At 62.4% G+C, this 23118-nt stretch carries 24 protein-coding genes and 1 pseudogene; 6 read left to right on the forward strand and 19 right to left on the reverse strand.

Features of this window, described 5'->3' with window-relative positions; translation table 11 throughout:
• Positions 1-38 precede the first annotated feature (38 nt).
• From flhB to ACFWHB_RS15300, 17 genes are all read right to left on the reverse strand, one after another.
• Positions 39-1169 carry a flagellar biosynthesis protein FlhB gene (flhB, locus tag ACFWHB_RS15220; RefSeq protein WP_106887471.1) on the reverse strand — a complete coding sequence of 377 codons (1131 nt, stop codon included), beginning with the start codon at positions 1167-1169 and terminating at the stop codon, positions 39-41.
• Positions 1170-1258: 89 nt separating this feature from the next.
• A complete protein-coding gene (gene fliR / locus ACFWHB_RS15225; RefSeq protein WP_106887472.1) occupies positions 1259-2056 on the reverse strand; it encodes a flagellar biosynthetic protein FliR in 798 nt (265 codons plus the stop codon).
• Between the two features lie 70 nt (positions 2057-2126).
• Positions 2127-2396 (reverse strand): flagellar biosynthesis protein FliQ, encoded by a 270-nt coding sequence (gene fliQ, locus ACFWHB_RS15230; protein ID WP_010673927.1) that lies wholly within the window; start codon positions 2394-2396, stop codon positions 2127-2129.
• Between the two features lie 27 nt (positions 2397-2423).
• A complete protein-coding gene (gene fliP / locus ACFWHB_RS15235; RefSeq protein ID WP_111912517.1) occupies positions 2424-3179 on the reverse strand; it encodes a flagellar type III secretion system pore protein FliP in 756 nt (251 codons plus the stop codon).
• Positions 3166-3549: a flagellar biosynthetic protein FliO gene (fliO, locus tag ACFWHB_RS15240; RefSeq protein ID WP_106887474.1), complete on the reverse strand. Its 384-nt coding sequence runs from the start codon at positions 3547-3549 to the stop codon at positions 3166-3168. The genes fliP and fliO overlap by 14 nt, the downstream gene beginning before the upstream one ends.
• The gene (fliN, locus tag ACFWHB_RS15245; RefSeq protein ID WP_042650085.1) at positions 3546-3941 is read right to left on the reverse strand and encodes a flagellar motor switch protein FliN; all 396 of its coding nucleotides are present in this window, start codon (positions 3939-3941) and stop codon (positions 3546-3548) included. The genes fliO and fliN overlap by 4 nt, the downstream gene beginning before the upstream one ends.
• 50 nt (positions 3942-3991) lie before the next feature.
• Positions 3992-5062 carry a flagellar motor switch protein FliM gene (gene fliM / locus ACFWHB_RS15250; RefSeq protein WP_106887475.1) on the reverse strand — a complete coding sequence of 357 codons (1071 nt, stop codon included), beginning with the start codon at positions 5060-5062 and terminating at the stop codon, positions 3992-3994.
• 10 nt (positions 5063-5072) lie between these two features.
• Positions 5073-5579 (reverse strand): flagellar basal body-associated protein FliL, encoded by a 507-nt coding sequence (gene fliL / locus ACFWHB_RS15255; protein ID WP_139744867.1) that lies wholly within the window; start codon positions 5577-5579, stop codon positions 5073-5075.
• Positions 5580-5636: 57 nt separating this feature from the next.
• Complete coding sequence (locus ACFWHB_RS15260; protein ID WP_395948786.1) at positions 5637-7430, reverse strand: flagellar hook-length control protein FliK; 1794 nt, start codon at positions 7428-7430, stop codon at positions 5637-5639.
• An 88-nt stretch (positions 7431-7518) separates the two neighbouring features.
• A complete protein-coding gene (fliJ, locus tag ACFWHB_RS15265; RefSeq protein WP_106887478.1) occupies positions 7519-7959 on the reverse strand; it encodes a flagellar export protein FliJ in 441 nt (146 codons plus the stop codon).
• A gap of 16 nt (positions 7960-7975) precedes the next feature.
• Entirely contained in the window at positions 7976-9307 is a 1332-nt protein-coding gene (gene fliI, locus ACFWHB_RS15270; protein WP_025326242.1) for a flagellar protein export ATPase FliI, read from the reverse strand.
• 117 nt (positions 9308-9424) lie between these two features.
• Positions 9425-10228: a flagellar assembly protein FliH gene (fliH, locus tag ACFWHB_RS15275; protein WP_163136077.1), complete on the reverse strand. Its 804-nt coding sequence runs from the start codon at positions 10226-10228 to the stop codon at positions 9425-9427.
• Between the two features lie 68 nt (positions 10229-10296).
• Positions 10297-11358 carry a flagellar motor switch protein FliG gene (gene fliG, locus ACFWHB_RS15280; RefSeq protein ID WP_025326240.1) on the reverse strand — a complete coding sequence of 354 codons (1062 nt, stop codon included), beginning with the start codon at positions 11356-11358 and terminating at the stop codon, positions 10297-10299.
• Positions 11351-13057, reverse strand: a complete 1707-nt coding sequence (gene fliF / locus ACFWHB_RS15285; RefSeq protein WP_025326239.1) for a flagellar basal-body MS-ring/collar protein FliF — start codon at positions 13055-13057, stop codon at positions 11351-11353. The genes fliG and fliF overlap by 8 nt, the downstream gene beginning before the upstream one ends.
• Positions 13058-13170: 113 nt before the next feature.
• Entirely contained in the window at positions 13171-13488 is a 318-nt protein-coding gene (gene fliE / locus ACFWHB_RS15290) for a flagellar hook-basal body complex protein FliE (RefSeq protein ID WP_106887480.1), read from the reverse strand.
• A gap of 125 nt (positions 13489-13613) precedes the next feature.
• Entirely contained in the window at positions 13614-13964 is a 351-nt protein-coding gene (locus ACFWHB_RS15295) for a hypothetical protein (RefSeq protein ID WP_395948787.1), read from the reverse strand.
• A 149-nt stretch (positions 13965-14113) separates the two neighbouring features.
• A complete protein-coding gene (locus ACFWHB_RS15300; protein ID WP_106887482.1) occupies positions 14114-14890 on the reverse strand; it encodes a beta cell expansion factor BefA in 777 nt (258 codons plus the stop codon).
• A gap of 295 nt (positions 14891-15185) precedes the next feature.
• On the opposite strand from ACFWHB_RS15300, the gene rimO reads away from it, so the two are divergent.
• A complete protein-coding gene (gene rimO, locus ACFWHB_RS15305) occupies positions 15186-16514 on the forward strand; it encodes a 30S ribosomal protein S12 methylthiotransferase RimO (protein WP_395948788.1) in 1329 nt (442 codons plus the stop codon).
• Between the two features lie 150 nt (positions 16515-16664).
• Here rimO and ACFWHB_RS15310 read toward each other — a convergent pair whose 3' ends face one another.
• Positions 16665-17138 (reverse strand): GNAT family N-acetyltransferase, encoded by a 474-nt coding sequence (locus tag ACFWHB_RS15310; RefSeq protein ID WP_395948789.1) that lies wholly within the window; start codon positions 17136-17138, stop codon positions 16665-16667.
• Between the two features lie 146 nt (positions 17139-17284).
• Positions 17285-17587 (reverse strand): hypothetical protein, encoded by a 303-nt coding sequence (locus ACFWHB_RS15315; protein WP_111910279.1) that lies wholly within the window; start codon positions 17585-17587, stop codon positions 17285-17287.
• A gap of 11 nt (positions 17588-17598) precedes the next feature.
• On the opposite strand from ACFWHB_RS15315, the pseudogene ACFWHB_RS15320 reads away from it, so the two are divergent.
• The 5 genes and pseudogenes from ACFWHB_RS15320 to ACFWHB_RS15340 form a co-directional block, all read left to right on the forward strand.
• Positions 17599-17826, forward strand: a pseudogene (locus ACFWHB_RS15320) (hypothetical protein); the annotation flags it as partial.
• A gap of 567 nt (positions 17827-18393) precedes the next feature.
• Positions 18394-20076: an ABC transporter substrate-binding protein gene (locus ACFWHB_RS15325; RefSeq protein ID WP_106887484.1), complete on the forward strand. Its 1683-nt coding sequence runs from the start codon at positions 18394-18396 to the stop codon at positions 20074-20076.
• A gap of 117 nt (positions 20077-20193) precedes the next feature.
• A complete protein-coding gene (locus ACFWHB_RS15330; protein WP_042648440.1) occupies positions 20194-21177 on the forward strand; it encodes an ABC transporter permease in 984 nt (327 codons plus the stop codon).
• Position 21178: 1 nt separating this feature from the next.
• Entirely contained in the window at positions 21179-22093 is a 915-nt protein-coding gene (locus ACFWHB_RS15335; protein ID WP_111910280.1) for an ABC transporter permease, read from the forward strand.
• Positions 22090-23112 carry an ABC transporter ATP-binding protein gene (locus tag ACFWHB_RS15340; protein ID WP_005331243.1) on the forward strand — a complete coding sequence of 341 codons (1023 nt, stop codon included), beginning with the start codon at positions 22090-22092 and terminating at the stop codon, positions 23110-23112. Before ACFWHB_RS15335 ends, ACFWHB_RS15340 begins: the two co-directional genes overlap by 4 nt.
• The last annotated feature ends 6 nt before the right edge of the window (positions 23113-23118 follow it).

Raw genomic sequence — 23118 nt, forward strand, 5'->3', positions numbered from 1 at the left:
ATAGTGGACAGAACCCCAACGCCTCCCAAAACACCGGGCTACTTGCGATATTCCGGTGGAATGGGCAGATCCCTGGCGACCGGGGTCGGGCGGCGGCCACGGCCACGGCGGAACTTCTTGAGCTGATAGACATAGGCCAGCACCTGGGCCACGGCGGCAAAGAGCCCCTCGGGGATCTCCTGACCAATCTCGGTGGCGTGGTAGATGGCCCGGGTCAGGGGCGGCGAGGACATCACCGGGATGTCGTATTCCCGCGCTATCTCCCGGATCTTCATCGCCACCTCGTCCACCCCCTTGGCCAGCACCTTGGGAGCGGCGCCTGGCTTGCCCGCGTCGTACTTCAGGGCCACGGAGTAGTGGGTCGGGTTGGTGATGATGACGTCCGCTTTGGGCACATCCCCCATCATGCGGCGCATCGCCATCTGCATCTGCAACTGGCGGATCTTGCCCTTTACTTCGGGCTTGCCCTCGCTGTCCCTGAACTCGTCCTTGATCTCCTGCTTGGTCATCTTGAGCTGGCGATTGTGGTTCCAGGTCTGGAAGGGCACGTCTATGGCGACTATGGGGATCAGGGCGCAGCAGAGGATGATCAGCATCCACAGCAGCAGATCCAGGGCATCTATGATGCCGCCGGGGAAGCCCTCGAGGGAGAGATTGAGCAGGTGATTGAACTGGCTCGACAGCATCCACCAGGCGAACAGGCTGATGAACACCACCTTGGCGATGGACTTGACGAGCTCTACCAGGGACTGCACCCCGAACATCCTCTTCAAACCACTCAAGGGGCTCAGCTTGCTCCACTTGGGCAGCATGGCCTCGGAGGAGAAGTTCATCCCCCCCAGCAGGGTGTTGCCCACGAAGGCGGCTATGGTCACCAGCAGGAACAGCAGGCCGAGGGGCTGCAGCAACTCCCACAGCAGGGTGGGCAGCATGACCCCCATGGCGTTGGGATCGAAGGCCTGATCCCGGTCCAGGGTAAAGCCCATGGTGAGCACCTTGACCATGGCGCCAGCCAGGCTCTCCTTGATCATCAGCAAGCCAAACACTGTCGCCAGCAGGACGCTGGCGGTACCCAGCTCCTTGGAACGTGCAATCTGCCCTTTTTCCCGGGCCTGTTGCAGTCGTTTGCCCGTGGGTTGTTCTGTGCGTTCCTGATCGGTATCAGCCATGCTGGCCTCTCAGGCACATCAAGTCGCCATGGCGAGCTAACCCCCACGCGCAGCAGGCGGGGAGATAATCGGTACTTTTCAGGCCGGTATCAGCCATTCTGACCCCCCAGGCACTGGACCTGGATAAGCTCGCAGCTGGTCTCCTGCACCCGCTCCCAGAGGGAGTCGAAGTGCCCCATGAAGCCGCCTATGGTGAGCCAGAGGATGAACAGGCCCGACATCATGCTGACCGCAAAGCCGATGCTGAAGATGTTGAGCTGGGGGGCCGCCCGGGTCATGACCCCGAACGCGAAGTTGATGAGCAGCAGGGCTATGATGGCCGACAGCGCCATCACCAGGGAGGCCTGGTACATGACCCCGAGGAAGCTTACCAGGCTGCGGATGGCGGGCAGACTGAGCCCGCTGTCCGAGACCGGCAGGGTCTCGAAGCTCAGCACCACCATCCTGATCATCAGGAGGTGACCGTCCACCGCCAGAAACACCAGGGTCGCCAGCATCAGGTAGAACTGACCCACCACGGGGGCCGACTGGCCGTTCATGGGATCCACCAGGGTGGCGAAGCCCAGGCTGGTCTGCATGGCGATGATCTGGCCCGCCATCACGAAGCTTTCCAGCAGAAACTGGGTCATGAGGCCGAGCGCTATGCCGATGAGCAGCTGCTGCCCCAGCACCAGGAAGCTGCCGACGGAGAACAGCTCCACCTTGGGCATGGGGGGCAGCAGGGGGGCGATGATGAAGGTGATGGCGAGCGCCAGCCCCATGCGAACGTTCGCAGGAGCCAGCCGGCTGCCGAACACCGCCATCACCATCAGCAGGCTGCTCACCCGGGCAAGCGGCCAGAGCACGGACGCCAGCCACTCCATGATCACCGCAGTGGTATAGCTCATGCCGCCGCTCCAAAAGCCGTGGGACTGGTGGTCATCGGCAGCCTGATGGTCGCTAATGCCGGCACGGGCATCAGCCGACCACCTCGGGGATCTGGCTCACCATCAGCTGGAAGAAGTCCATCAGGCTCTGCAGGCCCCAGTGGGCGCCGGCCCCCAGGGCCAGCAGGGTGACGACGAGACGGGGCAGGAAACTCAGGGTCTGTTCGTTGATGGAGGTGGCGGCCTGGAAGATGGCGACGACCAGCCCCACCATCAGGCTCGGCAGGATCACGGCACACACCATTATGGTCACCAGCCAGAGCGCCTCACGGAATACGTCGACAAAGGTTTCCGGACTCATCTTATCGGCTCCTTTCCATTGAGCGGCTTACCCCGCCCCCAGCCCGAAGCTGGTCGCCAGGGAACCCAGGATCAGGTTCCAGCCGTCCACCATGACGAACAGCATCAGCTTGAACGGCAGGGAGACCAGCATGGGAGAAAGCATCATCATACCCATGGCCATCAGTATGCTCGCCACCACCAGATCTATGACCAGGAAGGGCAGAAACAGCATGAAGCCTATCTGGAAGGCGGTTTTGAGCTCGCTGGTGACGAAGGCCGGGATCAGCACCCGCAGCGGCACATCCGCCGGCTCGGCCACCTGCACGTTCGCTATCTCCATGAAGGTGTTGAGATCCTTGATCCGGGTCTGGGCCAGCATGAACTGGTGGATGGGCAGCTCGGCCTTCTCCAGCGCCTCCTTGGGCCCTATGGTCTCCGCCAGATAGGGCTGCAGCGCCTCCTCGTTGATGCGATCCAGCACAGGGGACATGATGAAGAAGGACATGAAGAGGGCGATGCCGATCAGCACCTGGTTGGACGGGCTCTGCTGCAGGCCTATGGCCTGTCTGAGGATCCCGAGCACCACTATGATCCGGGTGAAGGAGGTCATCATGATGACAATGGCCGGCAGGAAGGAGAGCGCGGTCATCAGCGCCAGCACCTGCAGGGTCAGGCTGTACTCCTGACTGCCATCCGCCATGGTCTTGACGGTCAGCGCCGACATGCCGTCCTGGGCCATCGCCAGGGGCGACAGCAGCACGGACAGCAGGCCCAGGCACCCGATCCAGTTAACTTTTTTCATGCTTGCCCATCAATTTGCCGAGCTGCTGGGAGAAGGCCTGGGGCTGGCGCTCGTCCAGGGGCTCTTCCAGGCGATAGAGGAAGTTGACCTGCTGCGGCGTCACCCCGATGAGCAGCTGTTGCTCGCCCACCTTGACCACCATCAGCTTCTCCTTGTACCCGAGCGGCAGGGTGGCGATGACCTTCATCTGGCCGCCCCCCATCACCTGGGTGAGCTTGCTCTTCTTGAGCAGGAAGCCCAGCACCAGGATGAGGCCGATCACCATCAGGCTGGAGAGCAGCCAGGAGGTGATGCTGGGGGGAGTAACGCCAGCACCCGGGTTGGCCAGTGCGGGGACGGCGAACAACAGCAGGGCGATGGCACGGATCATTTGAGTTTCTTGATCCGTTCTATCTGGCTGATGACATCGGTCAAACGGATGCCGAACTTGTCGTTCACCACCACCACCTCGCCGTGGGCGATCAGGGTGCCGTTGACCAGCACGTCCAGGGGCTCGCCCGCCACCCGATCCAGCTCCACGACAGAGCCCTGATTCAGCTGCAGCAGGTTGCGAATGCTGATCTGGCTGCGGCCCACTTCCATGGCGATGGTCACCGGAATATCCAGAATGGTGTCCAGCTTGCGCCGCTCCTCGGCACTGATGGGGGCGTCGTCTCTCAGCTCCTCCAGGGGGGCGGGCTTGGCCTCGGCCGTTACCTGCTCTTCCAGCGCGGCAGCCCAGGCGTCAGCCATCAGATCCTGCTCGTCATCGGTTCCGCTCATCTTCAATTCCTCATGCTGCTTCGTGACCCAGGTCGCAGGCGACGGGTCTGTTAGGGCTGTTTATCGGCGATGCTGCGCTCGAGCTCTTCCAGCTCGGCCTCGCCATCGATGCGCACGCCCCCCCGGGTCACCAGATGCATCTCTGTCTTGACTCCGTCAGGGCGCTTGATTTTGTCCACTATCTTGAGCGCCACGTTCTCCTTGGTGCGCCCCATCTTGGCGTGGAAGGTGGGCAGGTCCTCCACGAAGACCAGCAGGTTCTCCGGCATCTCCACCGGTATGATGTCGCCGGGTTGCAGCTCCATCAGCTCGCGCAGGGAGAGCTCTGTCTCCAGCAGCTTGGCCTTGAGCTCCACCTTGACGTCCATGATCTCGTCGCGCAGGGCCTTGCTCCAGCGCACGTCTGTGTCGCCCTTGTCACTCTGCACCCCGGCATCCAGCAGCTCGCGGATGGGTTCGAGCATGGAGTAGGGCATGGCCACGTGGAAGTCGCCGCCGCCGCCATCCAGCTCGATGTGGAAGGAGCTCACGACGATCACCTCGGTGGGGCTGACGATGTTCGCCATGGCCGGGTTCACTTCCGAGTCGAGGTATTCGAAGCCGACGTCCATGACCGGCGCCCAGGCATCCTTGTAGTCCTCGAACACCAGCTTGAGCAGCATCTGGATGATGCGCCGCTCCGTGGGGGTGAACTCGCGCCCCTCGATCTTGGCGTGATAGCGGCCGTCGCCGCCGAAGAAGTTCTCCACCAGGATGAAGACGAGGCGCGCCTCCATGGTGATGAGTGCCGTCCCCTTGAGGGGGCGAAAGCGCACCATGTTCAGGCTGGTCGGCACGAACAGGGTGTGCACGTATTCGCCGAACTTGAGCATCTGGACGCCGTTGATCGACACCTCGGCGGTGCGCCGCATCATGTTGAACAGGCTGATGCGCATGTGACGGGCGAACCGCTCGTTCACCAGCTCCAGGGTCGGCATGCGGCCACGGACGATGCGGTCCTGGGAGGAGAAGTCAAACTGGGCGATACCGGGATCCCCGGCCGCCCCTAGCTCTTCCTCTTCGACATCATCGACACCGTGCAGCAGGGCATCAATTTCGTCCTGACTTAACAGATCGCTCACGCTTCACCTTTCATTGCATGACAAAGCCGGTAAACAGCACTTGTTCTATTACGGGGGAAGAGACCAGATCCTTGAGGACCCGGCGACACTCTTCCAATGAATCCTGACGCAGCTTCTCCTTGCCCTCGAAGGTCATCAGCTGCTCGGCGGTGGCCGCGCTGAAGACCCGCAACAGGGTCCCTTCGATCAGGGGAATATTCTGTTTGGCCAGGGTCTCGTCAGCGGCCCCGCGCACCATCAACTGGATCTTGATCTGCACCAGCCGATCCCGCTGCCCGCCCGCCACATTGAACACGAAGGGACGCGGCATGCCCACATAGAGGGAGGGCTGGGGCGCACTGGCTTCGGGCTTGGTCTCGGCCGTGTCGGCCGCCGGTTCGTCCGAACCGGCAAACATGAACCAGGCACCTGCCCCGCCGCCACCCAGGAGGATGACGACCAGGGCGACTATCATGATCAGCTTCTTTTTCTTGGCCGCCGCCGGGTCCTTCAGCGTCAGTTCGTTATCGTCTGCCATCCCTTGTCCACCCTAGTCTCAAACTTGTTCGGTATCATAAACTTACTCGGGCAGGCATCAAGCATAGAAATCAATTCCGGCATCGTTTGTCGATTCCACCAGCAGACTCAGGGTGCGGGCCCTGCCCTCCCCCTCCGGCTGGTCGCCACCGGCAAAGCCTCCCCCTTGCTGACCCTGACCGCCGAAGCCAGACTGGCCCTGCGATTGCGGCTGTCCCTGCTGCTGTTGTCCCTGCTGCTGCGCCTGTTGTTGCACCACTGTCTGACCGAGCTGGATCCCCTGCCCCGCCAGCATGTCCCGCAGCCTGGGCATGGCCTGCTCCAGCATCTCCCGGGTCTGACCATGCTGCACCACGAAGTGGACGTTGGCCTGGCTGGAGGCATCCATCTGGATTTGGATCTTCATCTTGCCAAGGCCCAGGGGGTCTAGCTGGATCTCCGCCTGCTGCAGCTTGTCCGCCAGCATCAGGTTCACCTTCTGGTGCAACTGGGCTGGCGCCTCCGGGGTGGCCAGCTTGAGATGCGGCAGGCTCTGGGGCTCCCGCCGCGCACTCACCTCGGCCGCCGGTTTGCCATCGCTGGTCTGGGCATGCTGCAGCGGCTGGGTTCCCTCGCTCGGCTCTGTGCCCTTGGCCTCGATCCCGAGCTGCTTGCCCAGCGCATCGAGCCTGGATTTCTGCGCCGCCGGCTTGAGATCCACGGCGGCTCCGACGGCCACCGCGGGTTCGGCCTCCATCTGCTGGATGCCGGCCGAGAGCGCCGTCAGCGAGGCTTGCGGCCCCTGGGACTCGTGACGCGCCAGCGTCTGCTGGGGCGCCGTCAGCACGGGATCCGGGCTGGATGGGGCGGGCTGGGGAGTGGTGCCACTGGCCGTCGTCTCGGCTCTGGGGGCCGCGCTTGGCTTGGCCTCCCGGGCGTCACCTGCCGGGCTCGCCTTGTCGCCCTCACCACCGGCAGTGCCAGGTTCTGGTTTGGCCTGGGCCCCGCCCTGGGGCTCCACCCTGACCACGCCGGCGTCAAAGGCCCTGGCTGTGGTCGCAGAGGCCGCGCTGATCTGTTCGTCATGGGAAACTGGCTCGGACGGCTTCGTGCCCGCCACAGGCCCCTGGCTCGCCGGCGCAGGGGCGGCCTCACCGGCCACCACCTTGGCCAGCAGGGCCGCCCGCGCCTCGCCGGACAAGGGTTCAGTCGCCACCGTATCTGCCGGCTGACCGGCCTTGGGCGCCGCCGTGCTGTTTTCGGCAGTGGCCTGCTCGCTCTCTTGCGGCTCCGAGGGCTGGCCCTTGCCCGCGACGGGTACCTTGCCAGCGGCGAGCCCGTTCTCTTCATTTTCAAGGGGGAGCGCCTCTGCGCCCTGCACATCGGCGACCACCGGCGAGGCAGGTGCCGCCCCTGCCATCACAGGCCCTGCGGCCTGTGACACAGGATGCGACTCGGGCGGCAAGTCATTGCCGTCGACGGTCGCAGTCACCTCCTGAGGAGGCAAGGCAGGGGGAACCACCAGGCTGACATCCTGCCTGATGGAGGCCTGCAGCTGCTGCAGAAAATCCTCGGGGGGAAGCTCGGTCTCATCAGATGGCGTCTTGGTGGGCACCTCCTGATCGCCAGTTGCCTCGGCAGACGCCAAAGATTTGGCATCCAAAGTGGCCGCAGCCTGGGCCTCGTCACCCCCTTGACTGGCCGATGGCTCCTGGCCCAGCAGTTGGGCTCTGGCCATGGCATCGGCAAATGCGGCCTTGCCGTCCGCCAGCGACAGATCCTTTCCTTCCCCCCCGGCGAGGAGCGAGGGCGACAGGGCGCCGTCGGCAGGGATTGCCTGGCTGGGCGCTAGGTTCAACTTGGTCTCTATCATGCTGGGATCCCTGACGACAATCCGGTGATGACCGCACATCCGGGGGGCGGAGGCGGCGTCTTAGCCTGTGTTGGCAATAGAAAGCAAGTTACAGGCCAGAATGGTGATAGCGTCGCAGTATGGCGTAATCGTCCAGCATCTTCTGCTCCTGACGCTGGGCCTTAAGCTGGGCTCGTCCCGCCTGCTTCTCGAGCAGCAGCTCGACGGCCTTGCGCCGCTGCTGGGCTTCGAGCCATTGGGTACGGCATTGGGCCAGCGCCTCACGCACCTGCAACACCCCTTCATACTGCTGGGTCGCCGCATTTTCCAGCTTGTTGATGAAGGCGTGATACTGGCTGTTCTGCTGGGGCGTGATCCCCTGCAGGCCGCGATCCGTCCACTGCTGGTGATAGATCTGGCGGTACTGGTTGAGGGCGTTTTGCTGATCCATGAACAGCTTGAGATCCTGCTGGGCCTTGGCCAGCGCCATGGCGGCCTGCTGTTCGGCCTCCAGCAGTCGGCCCGCCAGCAACGTCAATCCTTTACTCATCACGACACTCCACCGGTTAACGCATCAGCGGCATGGCCACCATGTGCAGGGATTGCAGACCCTCGTCATAGGGAACCACCTCGCGCATTTTCTGCTGCAAGAACTGATCCAGATAGGGTTTCTGGATGATGGCCCTGTCGATGCGCGGATCCGATCCCTGGCTGTAGGCGCCTATGGTGATGAGATCCCGGTTCTGCTGATAGAGGGAATAGAACTGCTTGAAGGCGCGCGCCAGCTCCATGTGCTCCGGGGAGGTCACCATGGGCATGACCCGGCTGATGGATTTTTCGATGTCGATGGCCGGGTAATGGCCCGCATCCGCCAGCTCCCGCGCCAGCACTATGTGACCATCCAGGATTGCCCGCGCTGCATCGGCGATGGGATCCTGCAGATCATCCCCCTCCGTCAGCACGGTGAAAAAGGCCGTGATGGAGCCCTGGCCGTCGCTGCCGTTGCCGGCCCGCTCCACCAGCGCCGGCAATTTGGCAAACACCGAGGGCGGATAACCCTTGGTGGCTGGCGGCTCACCCACCGCCAGGGCGATCTCGCGCTGGGCCTGGGCGTAGCGGGTGAGGGAGTCCATCAGCAGCAGCACGTTGAGCCCCTGCTCGCGGAAATACTCGGCGATGGCGAGCGCCGTCTCGCACCCCTTGAGGCGCATCAGCGGCGAGGCATCGGCCGGTGCCGCCACCACCACGGCGCGCTCGCGCCCCTCGGCACCGAGGATCTCCTCGATGAACTCCTTCACCTCCCGGCCCCGCTCACCGATGAGGCCCACCACTACCACATCCGCCACAGAGCCGCGGGTCATCATGCCGAGCAGCACCGACTTGCCGACCCCGGAGCCGGCGAACAGCCCCATGCGCTGGCCCCGCCCCACGGTGAGCACGGCGTTGATGGCGCGCACCCCTACATCCATGGGCTCATGGATGGGACGACGGGCCAGCGGGTTGATGCGATGCTGGGCGAACTGCACCGTCTGGGAGGAGATGATGGGGCCCAGCCCGTCCAGGGGCTGGCCTATGCCGTCTATGACCCGACCGAGCAGGTTCATGCCCACCGGGATGCCGTGATCCTCGGTGATGGGCACCACACGGGCACCGGGAATGATCCCCTTGAGCTGCTCGCTCGGCATCAGAAACAGCCGATCGCCGGAGAAGCCCACCACTTCGGCCTCCAGCATGCCATCCTGGGTGTCGATGCGGCACAGGGCCCCGATGGCGGCGCGGCAGCCGATGGCTTCCAGGGTCAGCCCCACCACTCGGGTGAGTTTGCCCGCCACCGGCGGTATGGGGGCGAGATCGCGGACCCGGTAGCCTTGCAGTCGACTGAGCAGGGATGCTGTCATCGCGCCTCCAGAGAGAAAGGGGAAAGAGGCCGAGACAAGGAGCCTGCCGCCATTGTCACTAAGTCGGGAGACAGTGCGCAGCAGCCTGGCTTCCCTTTGCCAGAGCGGAACAGGGTGTCAGTCGGCATTGTCACGAAGGAAGTTACGAAGCAGTTGATCGATGCGCCCCGAGAGGGTCAGATCGATGCTGGAGAGTTCGGTGGCCAGCTGCAGATCCCCCGGGGATAGGGTGGGGTCGCTTTGCAGCCGCCAGTGACGCCGGGCACACTCCTCGGCGCCGAAGGCCTGCTCGACCCGGGCCACGTCATCCGGGTGCAGCATCAGGGTGACCCCTTGCTCGGCGGCGGGCAGCAGGGCAAGACCCTGCTTGAGGGCCTCGAGCAACAGTCTTGGGGAGGTCTCGGCCTCGTGGCGAATGAGGGCGCGGGCGAGCTGCTGGACCAGGGCGATGAGCTGCTGCTCCACGGCGCTGTCCTGCTCGCTCAGGGGATTGGCGAGGCGGGAGACGAGCCCCTGCCAGTGGGCAATCTCCTGCTCCACCTGGTCGCGGCCCAGGGCCAGCCCCTCTTCGCGGCCCTGCTCCAGACCCGCCTGATGACCCTGCTGCAAGCCTTCCAGCTTGCCCTCCTCCAGCCCCTTGGCAAAGCCGGCCTCTCGCCCCTCGGCCAGCCCCTCTTCCCAGGCGGCCTGGCGGATTGCCTCCACCTCTTCGGCGGTGATGCTGGGGGTGGGCTCCTCGGGCTGCTCCTCGGGCGGCATCTCGTCCGCCTGCTCCTGGCGATACCAGTCAGGGCCGAGCCCCAGGGCATTGCTCTGGATCTCGGATTCGACCTCCATCTCGGGCCAGCCCCAGGCTTCCACCCGGGTCTCGTCCGCCTCGGGTCTGACATAGCCCCGCAGCTTGCTGTTCTTGTTATTCATGTGCGAAAGACACTCCTAGGGTGCCGGACGAAGGGGGCGACATCATCGCACATTCCATTGCCCATGGCTTAGAGGAACTCTTCGCCACCGCCAGCCCCCAGCATGATCTCGCCCGCGTCCGCCAGACGGCGTGCGGTGGAGAGGATCTCCTTCTGGGCGGCTTCCACCTCTGAGACCCGGATCGGCCCCATGGCCTCGAGATCGTCCGCCAGCATTTCGGCGGCCCGCTTGGACATGTTCTTGAAGACCTTCTCGCGCATCTGGTCGTCCGAGCCCTTGAGGGCCCGTTGCAGCAGATCCCCCGGCACTTCCCGCAGCAGGGTCTGGATGCCCCGATCGTCCACGTCGATGAGGTTCTCGAACACGAACATCAAGTCCTGGATCTGCTGGCTCATCTCCTCGTCCGACTCGCGGATGGAGTCCATCAGCTGGCCTTCGATGTTGGTGTCCAGGTAGTTCATGATGTTGGCGGCGGCCTTGAGGCCACCCATCTTGGCCGCCTGGGCCCCCGCCGCGCCGGCGAACTGCTTCTCCATGATGTCGTTGAGCTCTTGCAGCGCCGCCGGTTGTACCTCTTCGAGGTTGGCGATACGCATCACCAGATCCAGGCGCACCTGCTCCGGGAACTGGCTCAGTATCTCGGCGGACTGCTCCGGCTCCAGATAGGAGAGGACTATGGTCTGGATCTGCGGGTGCTCATTCTGGATGATGCTGGCCACCTGGCGGGCATCCATCCACTTGAGGGAGTCGAGGCCACGGGCGCCGGATCCCAGGATGATCTGATCCACCAGGTTGCTGGCCTTGTCCTCCCCGAGCGCCGCCACCAGGGCCTTGCGCACGAAGTCTTCACTGCCGATGCCGATGTTGGTGTATTTCTGGATGTCGTCGATAAATTGACGATGCACCGCCGCCACCCGGTCGTGACTGAAATCCGACATGGAGGCCATGGACATGCCGAGCCGCTGCACCTGCTTGGGCTCGAGATGACGGAAGATCTGGGCGGCATCCTCCTCGTTGAGGCTCAGCATCAAGACCGCCGCCATCTCCATCCCGGCCATCTGGTCGAGGATCTGGCGCTGGTTATCGGTAATCTCGTTACCGGTGACTTGGTTTTTCTTCTCTTCAGGCATCTCGGTTCGTTACCCATTCTTTGATGACCTGAGCGGCCAGGTCTGGTTCATTCGCTACCAAGGCACGCACGGCCTTGAGCAGGTCCTCGTCACGGTGCAGATCGGGCAGCTTGAGCTGGCCATCCCGCAGGCCGAACACCGGCTCGGCCTCGGCCTGGGCCGCCAGCAGGCTCAGCTCGTCATCCCCACCCAGCACTGTGTGGTTGTCGAAGTCCAGCTCCCCTTCCGGCTTGGCATCCGGGTAGAGCAGGCGCTTGAGCATGGGCCGCACCACTGTGACGATGAGCACTATGATGACCAGCACCGAGGCGGCGATGCGCACCGCGCGCCAGAACCAGGGCTGCTCGTAGATGGGCATGTCGGCCACGGCTTCCAGCTCGGGGCGGTTGAACGGAATGGCGACCACCTCCAGGGTGTCTCCCCGGGTCACGTCAAAGCCGAGGCCGCCGCTGAGCAGACGGCGCAGGGTATCGAGCTCGGCCTGGCTGCGGGCTTCCCGGGTGACGGCACCGTCGGCGCCGGGAGTGGCCTTGTAATCCACCGCCACCGACACCGTCATGCGGCGGATGCCGCCCTGCTGGCGCCGGATGTGGCTGACCGTGGTGTCCAGTTCGAAGTTGCGGGTCGCCTCCTTGCGGGAGCGGCCGGAAGAGCCGGTTCCCCCTTCAGCGCCGGCGGCCTGCTCGGGAATGCTGGAGGCGGCGGGCGGCTGATTGGTGAGCGCGCCAGGCACGCCGCCATTGCTGCCATTGGCGCTGTTCTCTTCCACCGTCATCTCGGAGCGCACGGCAGGCAGGTCCGGATTGTAGGTCTTGCGGGTCTGCTCCTGCTGGGAGAAGTCGAGGGAGAGATCCACCTCCGCCGTATAGTTGTCGGCCCCCAGCACCGGGATCAGGATGGCGTCAATTTTTTGTTTGTATTCGAGCTCCTGCTTCTGCTGCATCGCAAACTCCTTGCGAGTCTGGGCAGAGAGCGGGTCTTGGGAGCCGGAGTTGAGCAGGCGACCGTTCTGATCGGTCACAGTGACGCGGGTCGGCTCCAGGCCGTGCACGGCGGAGGCGACCATGTCGACGATAGAGTCCACCTCCCCCTGGCCCAGCGCTGCCCCTTTCAGGCTCAGCACCACTGTGGCGCTCGGCTTGCGTTCGTTGCGGGCGAACACGTTGTCCTTGGGAATAGCCAGCAGCACCTGGGCCTTGGCGACGTTCTGGAACTGCTCGATGGCGCTCGCCAGCTGGCGCTCGCGGCTCAGTTTCAGACGCTCGCTCTCCATGCGCTGGCTGACCCCGAAGCTGGAGTCCTTGAGCAGTATGGCTTCCCCATCGTTGCTGGCCTCGCTGCTGCTGGCGAGGCCGGCGCGGGTCAGGCGCAGCCGGATGTCCGCATAATTCTCGGCGCTGACCAGCACGCTCTTGCCATCGACCTGATAGGGGATCTTCTGCTGATCCAGGTAATCCAGGGTGGAGACCAGCTCCTGGGTGTTGAAGGTGCCGAGGGGACGCATCTCCGGCTCCTTGCCCCACAGCAGAATGAAGACGGCGATGGCCAGACAGATGGTCAACCCCAGGATCAGGGTGATCTGCCGCAACACATCGGTGTTGGACAAAAAGCCCAGGGCCGAGCTCTTCTGCTCGTGCTCATCGAGGGCGGCAGCCCCCTCGTTGTTCATCAGCAGATCGCCGTTTGGATCGTTAGCCACTCTTCAGGTCCTTATTGCTGACATCTTCATGATGATCTGTCGTCAAAATTTATTGAGATCTCTTATTGCCGACATCTTCACGATGTTCAGTCGCCGTGATTGATTGAGATCGCTTATACCGGCATGTTCATGATGGTCTTGTAGGCATCGACCATCTTGTTACGCACCTGCACCGTCGCCTCGAAGGCGATGGAGGATTTCTGCCCGGCGATCATCACCTCGGACAGATCCACCGACTTGTCGCCCATATCGAACCGGGTGCGCAGATCGTTGGCGCTGCCCTGCAATTCGTTGACGTTGTCGAGGGCCTGCTGCAGCATCTGACCGAAATCCGAGTTGACCGGACGACCGGGCTGGGTCAGCGGCGTGGCACCGGCTTCTACCTTGAGTGCCTGCATCTCTTGCATCAGGCTGCTTGCGCTTATTTCCATCTTCCCTTCCCAGACAAATCATTGACACTGGCAAGCCTTAAGCAATTAGAGTGCCAACCGGGAAGAGGGGCAAGGTGCCGGTGCCAAGGGGCAGCCACAAGCGGGCGCCCTGGTCCCGGCTCATGTCACCCCAGCACCAGCTTCAGATAACCGAGATGCAGATCGTAGTGCTCGTCCGCTGGCAGCTTGACCAGCACCTCGTCGTGCAGGAAGTGCGCCTTCTCGGTGGCCTGCGCAGGGTCCACCAGGCCCACAGCCACCAGCCTGGCGACGATGGCGAGCGCCAGCGCCATTGTCCCCTCGTCCGCCCGTCCCCAGCCGAAGGTGACCCCCTTTGCCGCCCCTTCCGTCAGGGGCTCGACCTCATCACCATTGACCCAGAGGACCATGGGGCTGCCCTCCTGCAGCCGCAGACAGATGCTCTGCCGCTCCCACTCCCGGCGCCAGTCCACGGCAGATTCAGATGCCTGGGTCATACCACTCTCCTTGTTTAACGACTGTGTCTTGCTTTCGCCCATGAAAAAGAGGGCCGAAGGCCCCCTTTTTACTGCAAGTCAGGTCATTTAAACAGGCAGTATTTCAACATGATAAAAGAAAAATACCGGATCGCTGCCAACGACCACCGTCACTTGTTCAGATCGTCATCCAGCCAGTATTTGGAACCAGAGATATTGGCATCGAGCAGCAGTCCCTTCTCCCCTATCTGGTAGATGGCCATGCCGCCATTGTACTTGGCGGTCAGCTCGGCGCTCTCCTTGCCGGCCACGGCCCCCACTTCGGAGGTGGCCTCCCAGCCCTTGTTGACGAAGGCATCGAACCTGGCCTTGTCTTCAAACAGCACCACCTGCTGGTAGAACTTGCCCCCCATGCCGGCGGCCAGCCCGGCGCCAAACATCTTCATATAGGTGTGTTTGCCCGTCTTGCGATTGATGGCAACCCCGGATCCCTGGTTGGTGTGCACCATCAGGGAGAACTTGCGCGAGTCGAACACCGCATAGCCGTAGGCCTGGTCAAACAGCAGCTTGGCGGAGGGTTGCTCGTTGAACAGCCGCACCAGGGCGGTATCGGCCATGGTATCCAGGGCGGTTCTGGCCTCAGCGGGGGTCTTGGGTTCGAGCATGGTGTCGAGCTTCTTGTCGGCGGCCGTCAACCACTCCTTGCCGGTGGCGGCGCTCTCTTCCGACCAGGCGCCCGCCTTGTTGTAGGCATCGGCTCCCCAGCTGGAGACAGACTCCCAGGTCGCCTTGGAGAAGTCGGTGATCCCCTGCCAGGCTTCCTTGCTGGTGTCGCTCACCGCGGTGCCAAGCTCGGAGGCCGCCTCCTTCAATTTCGCCCAGTCGGCATGGCTGGGGCCAGATGCAAGTGCCAGGATGGCGGCAATCAACCAGGATCGGCTCTTCATTGTGTGCTCCTTAAATATCCCATCAGCGGACATGCCACCCTATCAGATTTAAGCCAACTCAAAGAAGTCCTGTGTGCTTGTCCCCTCCACCCGGGTCAACCAGGGCCAGGCTTCCCCGGCGGCGAGGGGACGGCGGTGGCCGCCCTCGTGAGCGGGCACAGCCTCCCTGACGACAAGGGACAGAAGCTGACCGTAAATATTGTTCGGCCTGACAACCTCGGTTGTATAGTTTTTGGTTAGCCATTCCGGTAAAATCCGCGCCCTTGAATAAGAGCCACCTAAGAGTGATTGAGCGATGTCCAACACAAAACAGGCCCCCAAAGTAGGATTCGTCTCCTTGGGTTGCCCCAAAAACCTGGTCGATTCCGAGCGCATCCTGACCCAGCTGCGTACCGAAGGGTACGATGTGGTGCCCAGCTATGACGATGCGGAACTGGTGGTGGTCAACACCTGCGGCTTCATCGACAGCGCGGTTCAGGAGTCGCTGGAAGCCATCGGCGAGGCCCTGGCCGAAAACGGCAAGGTGATAGTCACCGGCTGCCTCGGCGCCAAAGAGAACCAGATCCGCGAGATCCACCCCAAGGTGCTCGAGATCACCGGCCCCCACGCCTATGAAGAGGTGCTGGGTCACGTCCACAAATACGTGGCGAAGCCGACCCACAACCCCTTCACCAGCCTGGTGCCGGCCCACGGCGTCAAGCTGACCCCGCGCCACTACGCCTATCTGAAGATTTCCGAAGGCTGCAACCACCGTTGCACCTTCTGCATCATCCCCTCCATGCGCGGGGATCTGGTGAGCCGCCCTATCGGCGAAGTACTGGCCGAGGCCAAGCGCCTGAAAGAGGCTGGCGTGAAGGAGATCCTGGTCATCTCCCAGGACACCTCCGCCTACGGCGTGGACGTCAAGCACCGTACCGGCTTCTACGACGGCATGCCGGTCAAGACCAGCATGGTGGCCCTGTGCGAGGAGCTGGCCAAGCTCGACATCTGGGTACGCCTGCACTACGTCTACCCCTACCCGCACGTGGATGACGTCATACCGCTGATGCGCGACGGCAAGGTACTGCCCTACCTGGACATACCGTTGCAACACGCCAGCCCGCGCATCCTGAAGCTGATGAAGCGCCCGGGTACCGTCGAGCGCACCCTGGAGCGGATCCAGAAGTGGCGCGAGATCTGCCCCGAGATCACCCTGCGTTCCACCTTCATCGTCGGCTTCCCCGGCGAGACCGAGGAAGAGTTCCAGATGCTGCTGGACTTCATCGACAAGGCGGAGCTGGACAGGGTCGGCTGCTTCAAATACAGCCCAGTCGAGGGTGCCAAGGCCAACGAGCTGCCGGATCCGGTGCCGGAAGAAGTACAGGAAGAGCGCTTCCAGCGCTTCATGGAGCTGCAACAGCAGGTCTCAGTTCGCAAGCTGGCCCGCAAGGTCGGCCAGGAGATGACAGTGCTGATCGACGAAGTGGACGAAGAGGGCGCCACCGGCCGCTCCTTCGCCGACGCCCCCGAGATCGACGGCCTGGTCTACCTGAACGGCGAAACCGGCCTCAAACCCGGCGATCTCGTCAAGGTCCGCATCGATGAAGCCGACGAATACGACCTCTGGGCCAGCCTGATAGGCTAAGTCCGCAGTCCATGACGGCACCTGCCCGGCAGGCGCCAATAAAAAAGCCAGTCAGTGACCCTGACTGGCTTTTTTTATTGGCCGCACAAAATGGTTATGCGCGCTGAAGCGGGGCGCCAGGCGTCACCGGGTCAACGCTTCTGACGAGGGCTAGATGCCTGTATCCGCCACCATCACCAGAACATGAACGCCTTTATCATTGACCTCCTCAACGGCCTTGAAACCATGACGGCAATAAACGCCACCGGTCAGGTTTTCGGTTTGCAAGTACAGCTTGCTGATCCCCGCCCTGCGAGCGCGGCTGAGGATCTCTGTTACCAGCAAGGAGGCGACCCCCTCCCCCTGCCCGCGCGCTTTTTCAACGACATATACCCCACCTAACCAATATTCGTACTCGGGAAATATCGCCATTTCACGGATCTTGAGCTCGGCAGCCCCCACCCATTCACCGGCCTGGCGGGCCAGTACGATCAGCGGAGCCCGGTCAACCTGGGTGGCCGCCATGACCTTGGCCAGCACCTGATCTTGAGTAAAGCGACCACTGTCGCGGCACCATTCGTCAAAATACCATGAGGCAACCACGACTGCGGCAGATGGCGCATCCGCCAGTAACAACAACTCCATAAAGCCTCTTTTTCGTATAACCCCTGACCGGCTGGGGAAGGATGAACACGGCGAGGCGAAACCCAGGGTCGCACCCGCGAGCGGCGGCCTCGCCAGCAGCGAGGCTCCGAGACCGGCATGCTCTAGACAAGGTTATCGAATGGATATCATAACCAGCCGGGGAGTGGAAGGGATCGGGAGCCAAGGCGTACTTTCCCGCCATGACCCAGCAACCGGTTCTGCAGCTGGCGCGGCAGATCGGCCGGGGTGAAGGTAAAGGCGGTCTTGGCCTGCCCGGTCGAGGTGAACTCCTGGGTCAGGATCCCGAATAGGGAGCCCAGATTGGTGTCCAGGATCGCCTGGATATTGTCACCGAACACGAAATTCCAGTTGCCCGTGGTGACATGGATGTCGGACCCCTGACCCACCACGGCAAAGCTGAAGACCAGCTTCTCGTTGGCCTGGCCCACCCGGCTCAGAGGTACCCAGCTATGACGATGCGGAGGTGGTGGTGGTCAACACCTGCGGCTTCATCGACAGTGCGGTACAGGAGTCGCTGGAAGCCATCGGCGAGGTACTGGCCGAGGCCAAGCGCCTGAAAGAGGCCGGCGTGAAGGAGATCCTGGTCATCTCCCAGGACACCTCCGCCTACGGCGTGGACGAGGTCCACATCGACGAGGCGGACGAGTACGATCTGTGGGCCCGCCTGGTCAAGTAATCCGCTAACGGATGTGGCGCCCGAAGCCAGTCAGTGAATGCTGACTGGCTTTTTTAATGCCCCTAATCAGCCAACACAAAAATCCCTTGGCAGCCGGCGCCGGGTCCTTGCGCAAACAGGACGCCCCCCATCATCACCCGACTCACCGGGAGATGCCTCTTAGTGAGCCAGCGCACAGTTCTGCCCCGCCCCCCAGTTCGCTTGTTTCAAGCTCAAAAAAAAGCCACTGAGGGGGAGCAAAAACGAGCACGATCCACCTCACACTATCGTCTTTGAATTGTCATAAAGGATGACTTGGTACTTTGTGAGAATTAATGCAAGCGTATAATTTAAAAGGATTAAAAATAGAGTTTGACGATAATGACGAGAGAGTCCGAGTTTTTACGATATCGACGAAATGAAGAGTTGTTGTTTTCCTGTTAACTCTGCTTTTCTAAGGGCGTTGGATGACACAACTACAAGGGTGCAAAACCTGACCAACATTGAGGGCCGGCATCCAAGCATGGGATCCGGTGCTCCATTCCAAAACCATGGAAGACCAATAAGAAAGGAAAAAATATGCTTGCCAAAGTATCCAAAATCGCTACCTCAGTCATGCTGGGAACCCTGATGCTAGGTGCCGCCGGCACCGCCATGGCCGCCGAGAACAAGACGGTGCTGACCCTGGTCGCGCAACAGGAGACCGCATGGGTCAAGAACTTCAACCCCTTCCTGCAGGCCGGTCTGCTGCACACCACCCGTCACTTCATCTACGAGCCGCTGGTGATCTTCAACGATATGCAGGGTGGCAAACCCGTCTATCGTCTGGCCACCAACTACGCCTTCAGCGATGACCTGAAGTCGGTTACCTTTGACCTGCGCGAAGGGGTCAAGTGGTCCGATGGTGAAGCCTTCACCGCCGACGACATCCTCTTCTCCTTCAACCTGGTCAAGGCCAACAAGGCGCTGGATGAGCGCTCCATCTGGACTCAGATCAAGGGTGTCGAGAAGCTGGGTGAACACAAGGTCAAATTCGACCTGGCCGAGGTCAACACCAACGTGGTGAACGACCTGGTGCTGGTGCCCATAGTCCCCGAGCATCAGTGGAAGTCGGTAAAAGACCCGGTTGCCTTCACCAACGACAAGCCGGTCGGCACAGGTCCCTTCACCGAAGTGGACAACTTCTCCGCTCAGCTCTATACCCAGTGCCGCAACCCGCACTACTGGGACAACGCCAACCTCGCCATCGACTGCCTGCGCATGCCGCAGATGGCCACCAACGACCAGGTACTGGCTGCTGTGATGAAGGGTGACGTGGACTGGTTCGGCTCCTTCGTGCCGGACATCGAGCGCCTCTACGTCGGCAACGATCCCAAGAACAACAAGTACTGGTTCCCCGCCTCCGGCACAGTGGCGTTCAACGTCAACTTCCAGAGCAAGAACCCGGGCAATAACGAAGCCTTCAACGACATCAACTTCCGCCGCGCCTTCTCCATGGCGATGGACCGCCAGTCCATGGTGGACATCGCGGGCTACGGCTACCCGACCGTCAACGAATACCCCTCTGGTCTGGGCAAGGCATTCGCCTCCTGGGACAACCCGGACGTCGAGAAGAAATACGGCAAATACAACAAGTTCGACCTGGAAGGTGCCAAGGCTCTGCTGAAGGAAGCGGGCTACAAGGACTGTGACGGCGACAAGTTCCTCGACACCCCGAGCTGCAAGAAGATCGAGTTCAAGGTGCTGGTACCGAACGGCTGGACCGACTGGGTCAACACAGTCCAGATCGGTGTGGAAGGGCTGCAGGCCCTGGGCCTGAACGCCAAGACCTCCACCCCGGAAGCCACCGTCTGGACCGAGAACCTGATCACAGGTGACTTCGACGTCGCCCTGCAGGGTTACTTTGCCGGTGCCAACCCGCACAAGTACTTCGAGACCGCCTTCCACTCTCGCAACATGGGTGAGCGCGGCAACCGCTTCGCGGCGCCCCGTTACAAGGATCCCGAGCTCGACAAGCTGATCGATGACTTCACCCAGACCGCCGATGCGGCTAAGCAGAAGGAGATCATGTTTGCCATCCAGGAACGCGTCGGTGCCAACCAGACCATAATCCCTGTGTTCAACAACCCGACCTGGTACGAATACAGCACCAAGCGCTTCAATGGCTGGTTCAGTGCCGACAACCCGGTCGCCAAGCCGCAGGTACACCCGGACACCCCGGAACGTCTGCTGCACGTGTTGTCACTCAAGCCAAACAGCTAATCACCTCGGCCCCCTGCGGGGGGCCTTTTTCCCCGCCATGTCTTCCATCCCCCGAATCCTACGGGGTTGGGGGAGCTTTGCCCGGCGCGGGGCAGGCTTGCAGTAAAAGGTATCACCATGGGATTTATACTAAGACGCTTCTCCTTCTATCTGGTCGCCTTCCTGGTGGCCGCCACCATCAACTTCCTGCTGCCCAGAGCCATGCCCGGAGATCCCGTCTCCGTCATGTTCGCCCGGGCCGGCGCCATGATGGAACCTGCCGCCCTCGAAGCCCTCAAGGCCACCTTCGGGTTCGTTGACGGTCCCATCACCACCCAGTTTCTCGCCTATGTGAAGAGTGTCTTCACCTGGGATCTCGGCACCTCGGTGCGCTACTACCCCCAACCGGTCGCCGACGTGCTCGGCCGCGCCATCGGCTGGACCCTGTTCCTGGTGGGCACCTCCACCATACTGAGCTTCTCCATCGGCTCCATCGTCGGTATCTTCGCCGCCTGGTACCGGGGGGGACGCATGGACAGCATCCTCTCCCCGCTCACCCTGGTGATGCAGGCCATTCCGCCCGTGGTGGTCTCCCTGCTCGCCCTCTTCCTGTTCGGAGTCAGTCTCGGCTGGCTGCCCATCGGCTACGCCTACAGCCCGGAGATCCCCGCCGATTTCGGCTGGGAACACATCAAGAGCATCATGCTGCACGCCATCATGCCGGTGGGCACCCTGGCCATGGTGCAGGTGGGGGGCTTCCTCATCACCATGCGCAACAACATGATCAACCTGCTCGGCGAGGACTACATCACCATGGCCAAGGCCAAGGGGCTCTCCAGCAACAGGGTCATCTTCAACTACGGCGCCCGCAACGCCGTGCTGCCCAGCGTCACCGCCCTCTCCATGGCGCTCGGCTTCGTCATCGGCGGCTCCCTCATCACCGAGGTGATCTTCAACTACCCGGGCCTCGGGCTCACTCTCTACCAGGGCATACTGGCCCGCGACTACCCGCTCATTCAGGGGCAACTGCTCATCATGACCATCACCATGCTCAGCTTCAACTTCCTGGCGGACGTGCTCTATGTCTTCCTGGATCCCCGTCTGCGTACAGGAGGCAAATAAGATGCGTATGCCGACTATTTTGAAAATCCTGCTGGGCAACAAGAAGGCCGCCTTCGGCCTCGCCATCGTGGTCACCTTCGTGCTGATGGCCCTCTTTGCCCCGCTGCTCGCCAGCAATGAACCCACCAAACGGGTCGCCCGCCCGCACCAGCCCCCCAGCGTGGAGCTGGTGATGGGCTCCAACCGCATGGGCCACGATCTCTGGGCCCAGTTCACCAGCGGCGCCCGCATCTCCCTCATGGTGGGCTTCGGGGCAGGACTGCTGGTCTGCGCCCTCGCCATCGGCATCGGCATCACAGCCGGTTACTTCGGCGGCGTGGTGGATGAGTGTCTCACCTTCCTGATGAACGTGGTGCTGGTGATCCCCAACCTCCCCCTGCTGCTGGTATTGGCAAGCTTTATCGGGGAGGCGTCACCGACGGTGATTGCGCTCATCATAGGCTTTACCTCCTGGGCCTATGGCGCGCGCGTCATCCGTGCCCAGACCCTGGCGCTGCGGGAGAAAGAGTTCGTCATCGCCGCCGAAGTGCTGGGGGAGCCGGCCTGGCGCATCATACTGGTGGAGATACTGCCCAATCTCATCTCCATCATAGGGGTGAGCTTCATCGGCTCCATCATCTACGCCATCGTCACCGAGGCGACCCTGGAGTTCCTGGGGCTCGGCGATCCGACCGTGGTCAGCTGGGGCATCATGCTCTACAACGCCCAGACCTCCAGCGCCATCCTGGTAGGCGCCTGGTGGGAGATCCTGGCCCCCTGCTTCGCCATCGCCACCCTGGGGGCGGGTCTGGCCATGCTCAACTTCGCCATCGACGAAATCGCCAACCCGCAACTGCGCTCTCACAAGGGTCTGCGCCGCTGGAAACAGCTGGCCGCCCCCGTCACCCCCATCGCAGCCCAGGAGAAGACAGCATGAGCTCGCAACAACCCCTGCTGTCGGTGCGCCAGCTCTGCGTCGACTACATCACAGAGAGCGGCGACGTGCGCGCCGTCAACTCGGTCAGCTTTGACATAGCCCCAGGCGAAGTCTTCGGCCTCGCCGGCGAGTCCGGCTGCGGCAAGTCCACGGTCGCCTTCTCGGTGGCCCGGCTGCACAAGCCGCCCGCCTACATCAGCGGCGGCGAGATCCTGTTCAAGGGGGAGAACATCCTCGGTTTCGACGACGAGCGGCTGCGCAGCTACCGCTGGCGCCAGGCGAGCGTGGTGTTCCAGTCCGCCATGAATGCCTTGAACCCGGTGCTGCGCATGGAGGAGCAGTTCTGTGACGTGCTGCTGGCCCACAACCCCGGCATGACCCGCTACGAGGCGATCAAGCGCGCCCAGGAGCTGCTGGAGATAGTCGACATCCACCCGAGCCGGCTCAAGGACTATCCGCACCAGTTCTCCGGCGGCATGCGCCAGCGGCTGGTGATCGCCATCGCCATGGCCCTCAACCCCGAGCTCCTGATCATGGATGAGCCCACCACGGCGCTGGATGTGGTGGTGCAGCGGGAGATACTGCAGAAGGTCTACGCCCTCAAGGCGAAGTTCAACTTCTCCATTCTCTTCATCACCCACGACCTCTCGCTCATGGTCGAGTTCTGCGATCGCATCGGCATCATGTATGCCGGCGAACTGGTGGAGGTGGCGCCGGCCAAGGCGATACTGACCGCGCCCCTGCACCCCTATACCAAAGGGCTCGGCAACTCCTTCCCGCCCCTGCACGGCCCGAAAACCGTGCTGGAGGGGATCCCCGGCACCCCGCTCAACCTGCTGGAGGTGCCGGTCGGCTGCCGCTTCCAGGCCCGCTGCGGCAAGGTGCACGATCGCTGCCGTCAGGAATATACCGCCCTCGCCGAGATCCGGCCCGGGCAGCAGGCCGCCTGCCACCTCTATGACTCGGCCGAGGAACAACTGGACCACCCCATCTATCTGGACAAGGCCGCTGGCTGTTAAGGATGT

This window comes from Aeromonas mytilicola subsp. aquatica, assembly GCF_044336385.1.
Taxonomy (GTDB): domain Bacteria; phylum Pseudomonadota; class Gammaproteobacteria; order Enterobacterales; family Aeromonadaceae; genus Aeromonas; species Aeromonas rivipollensis.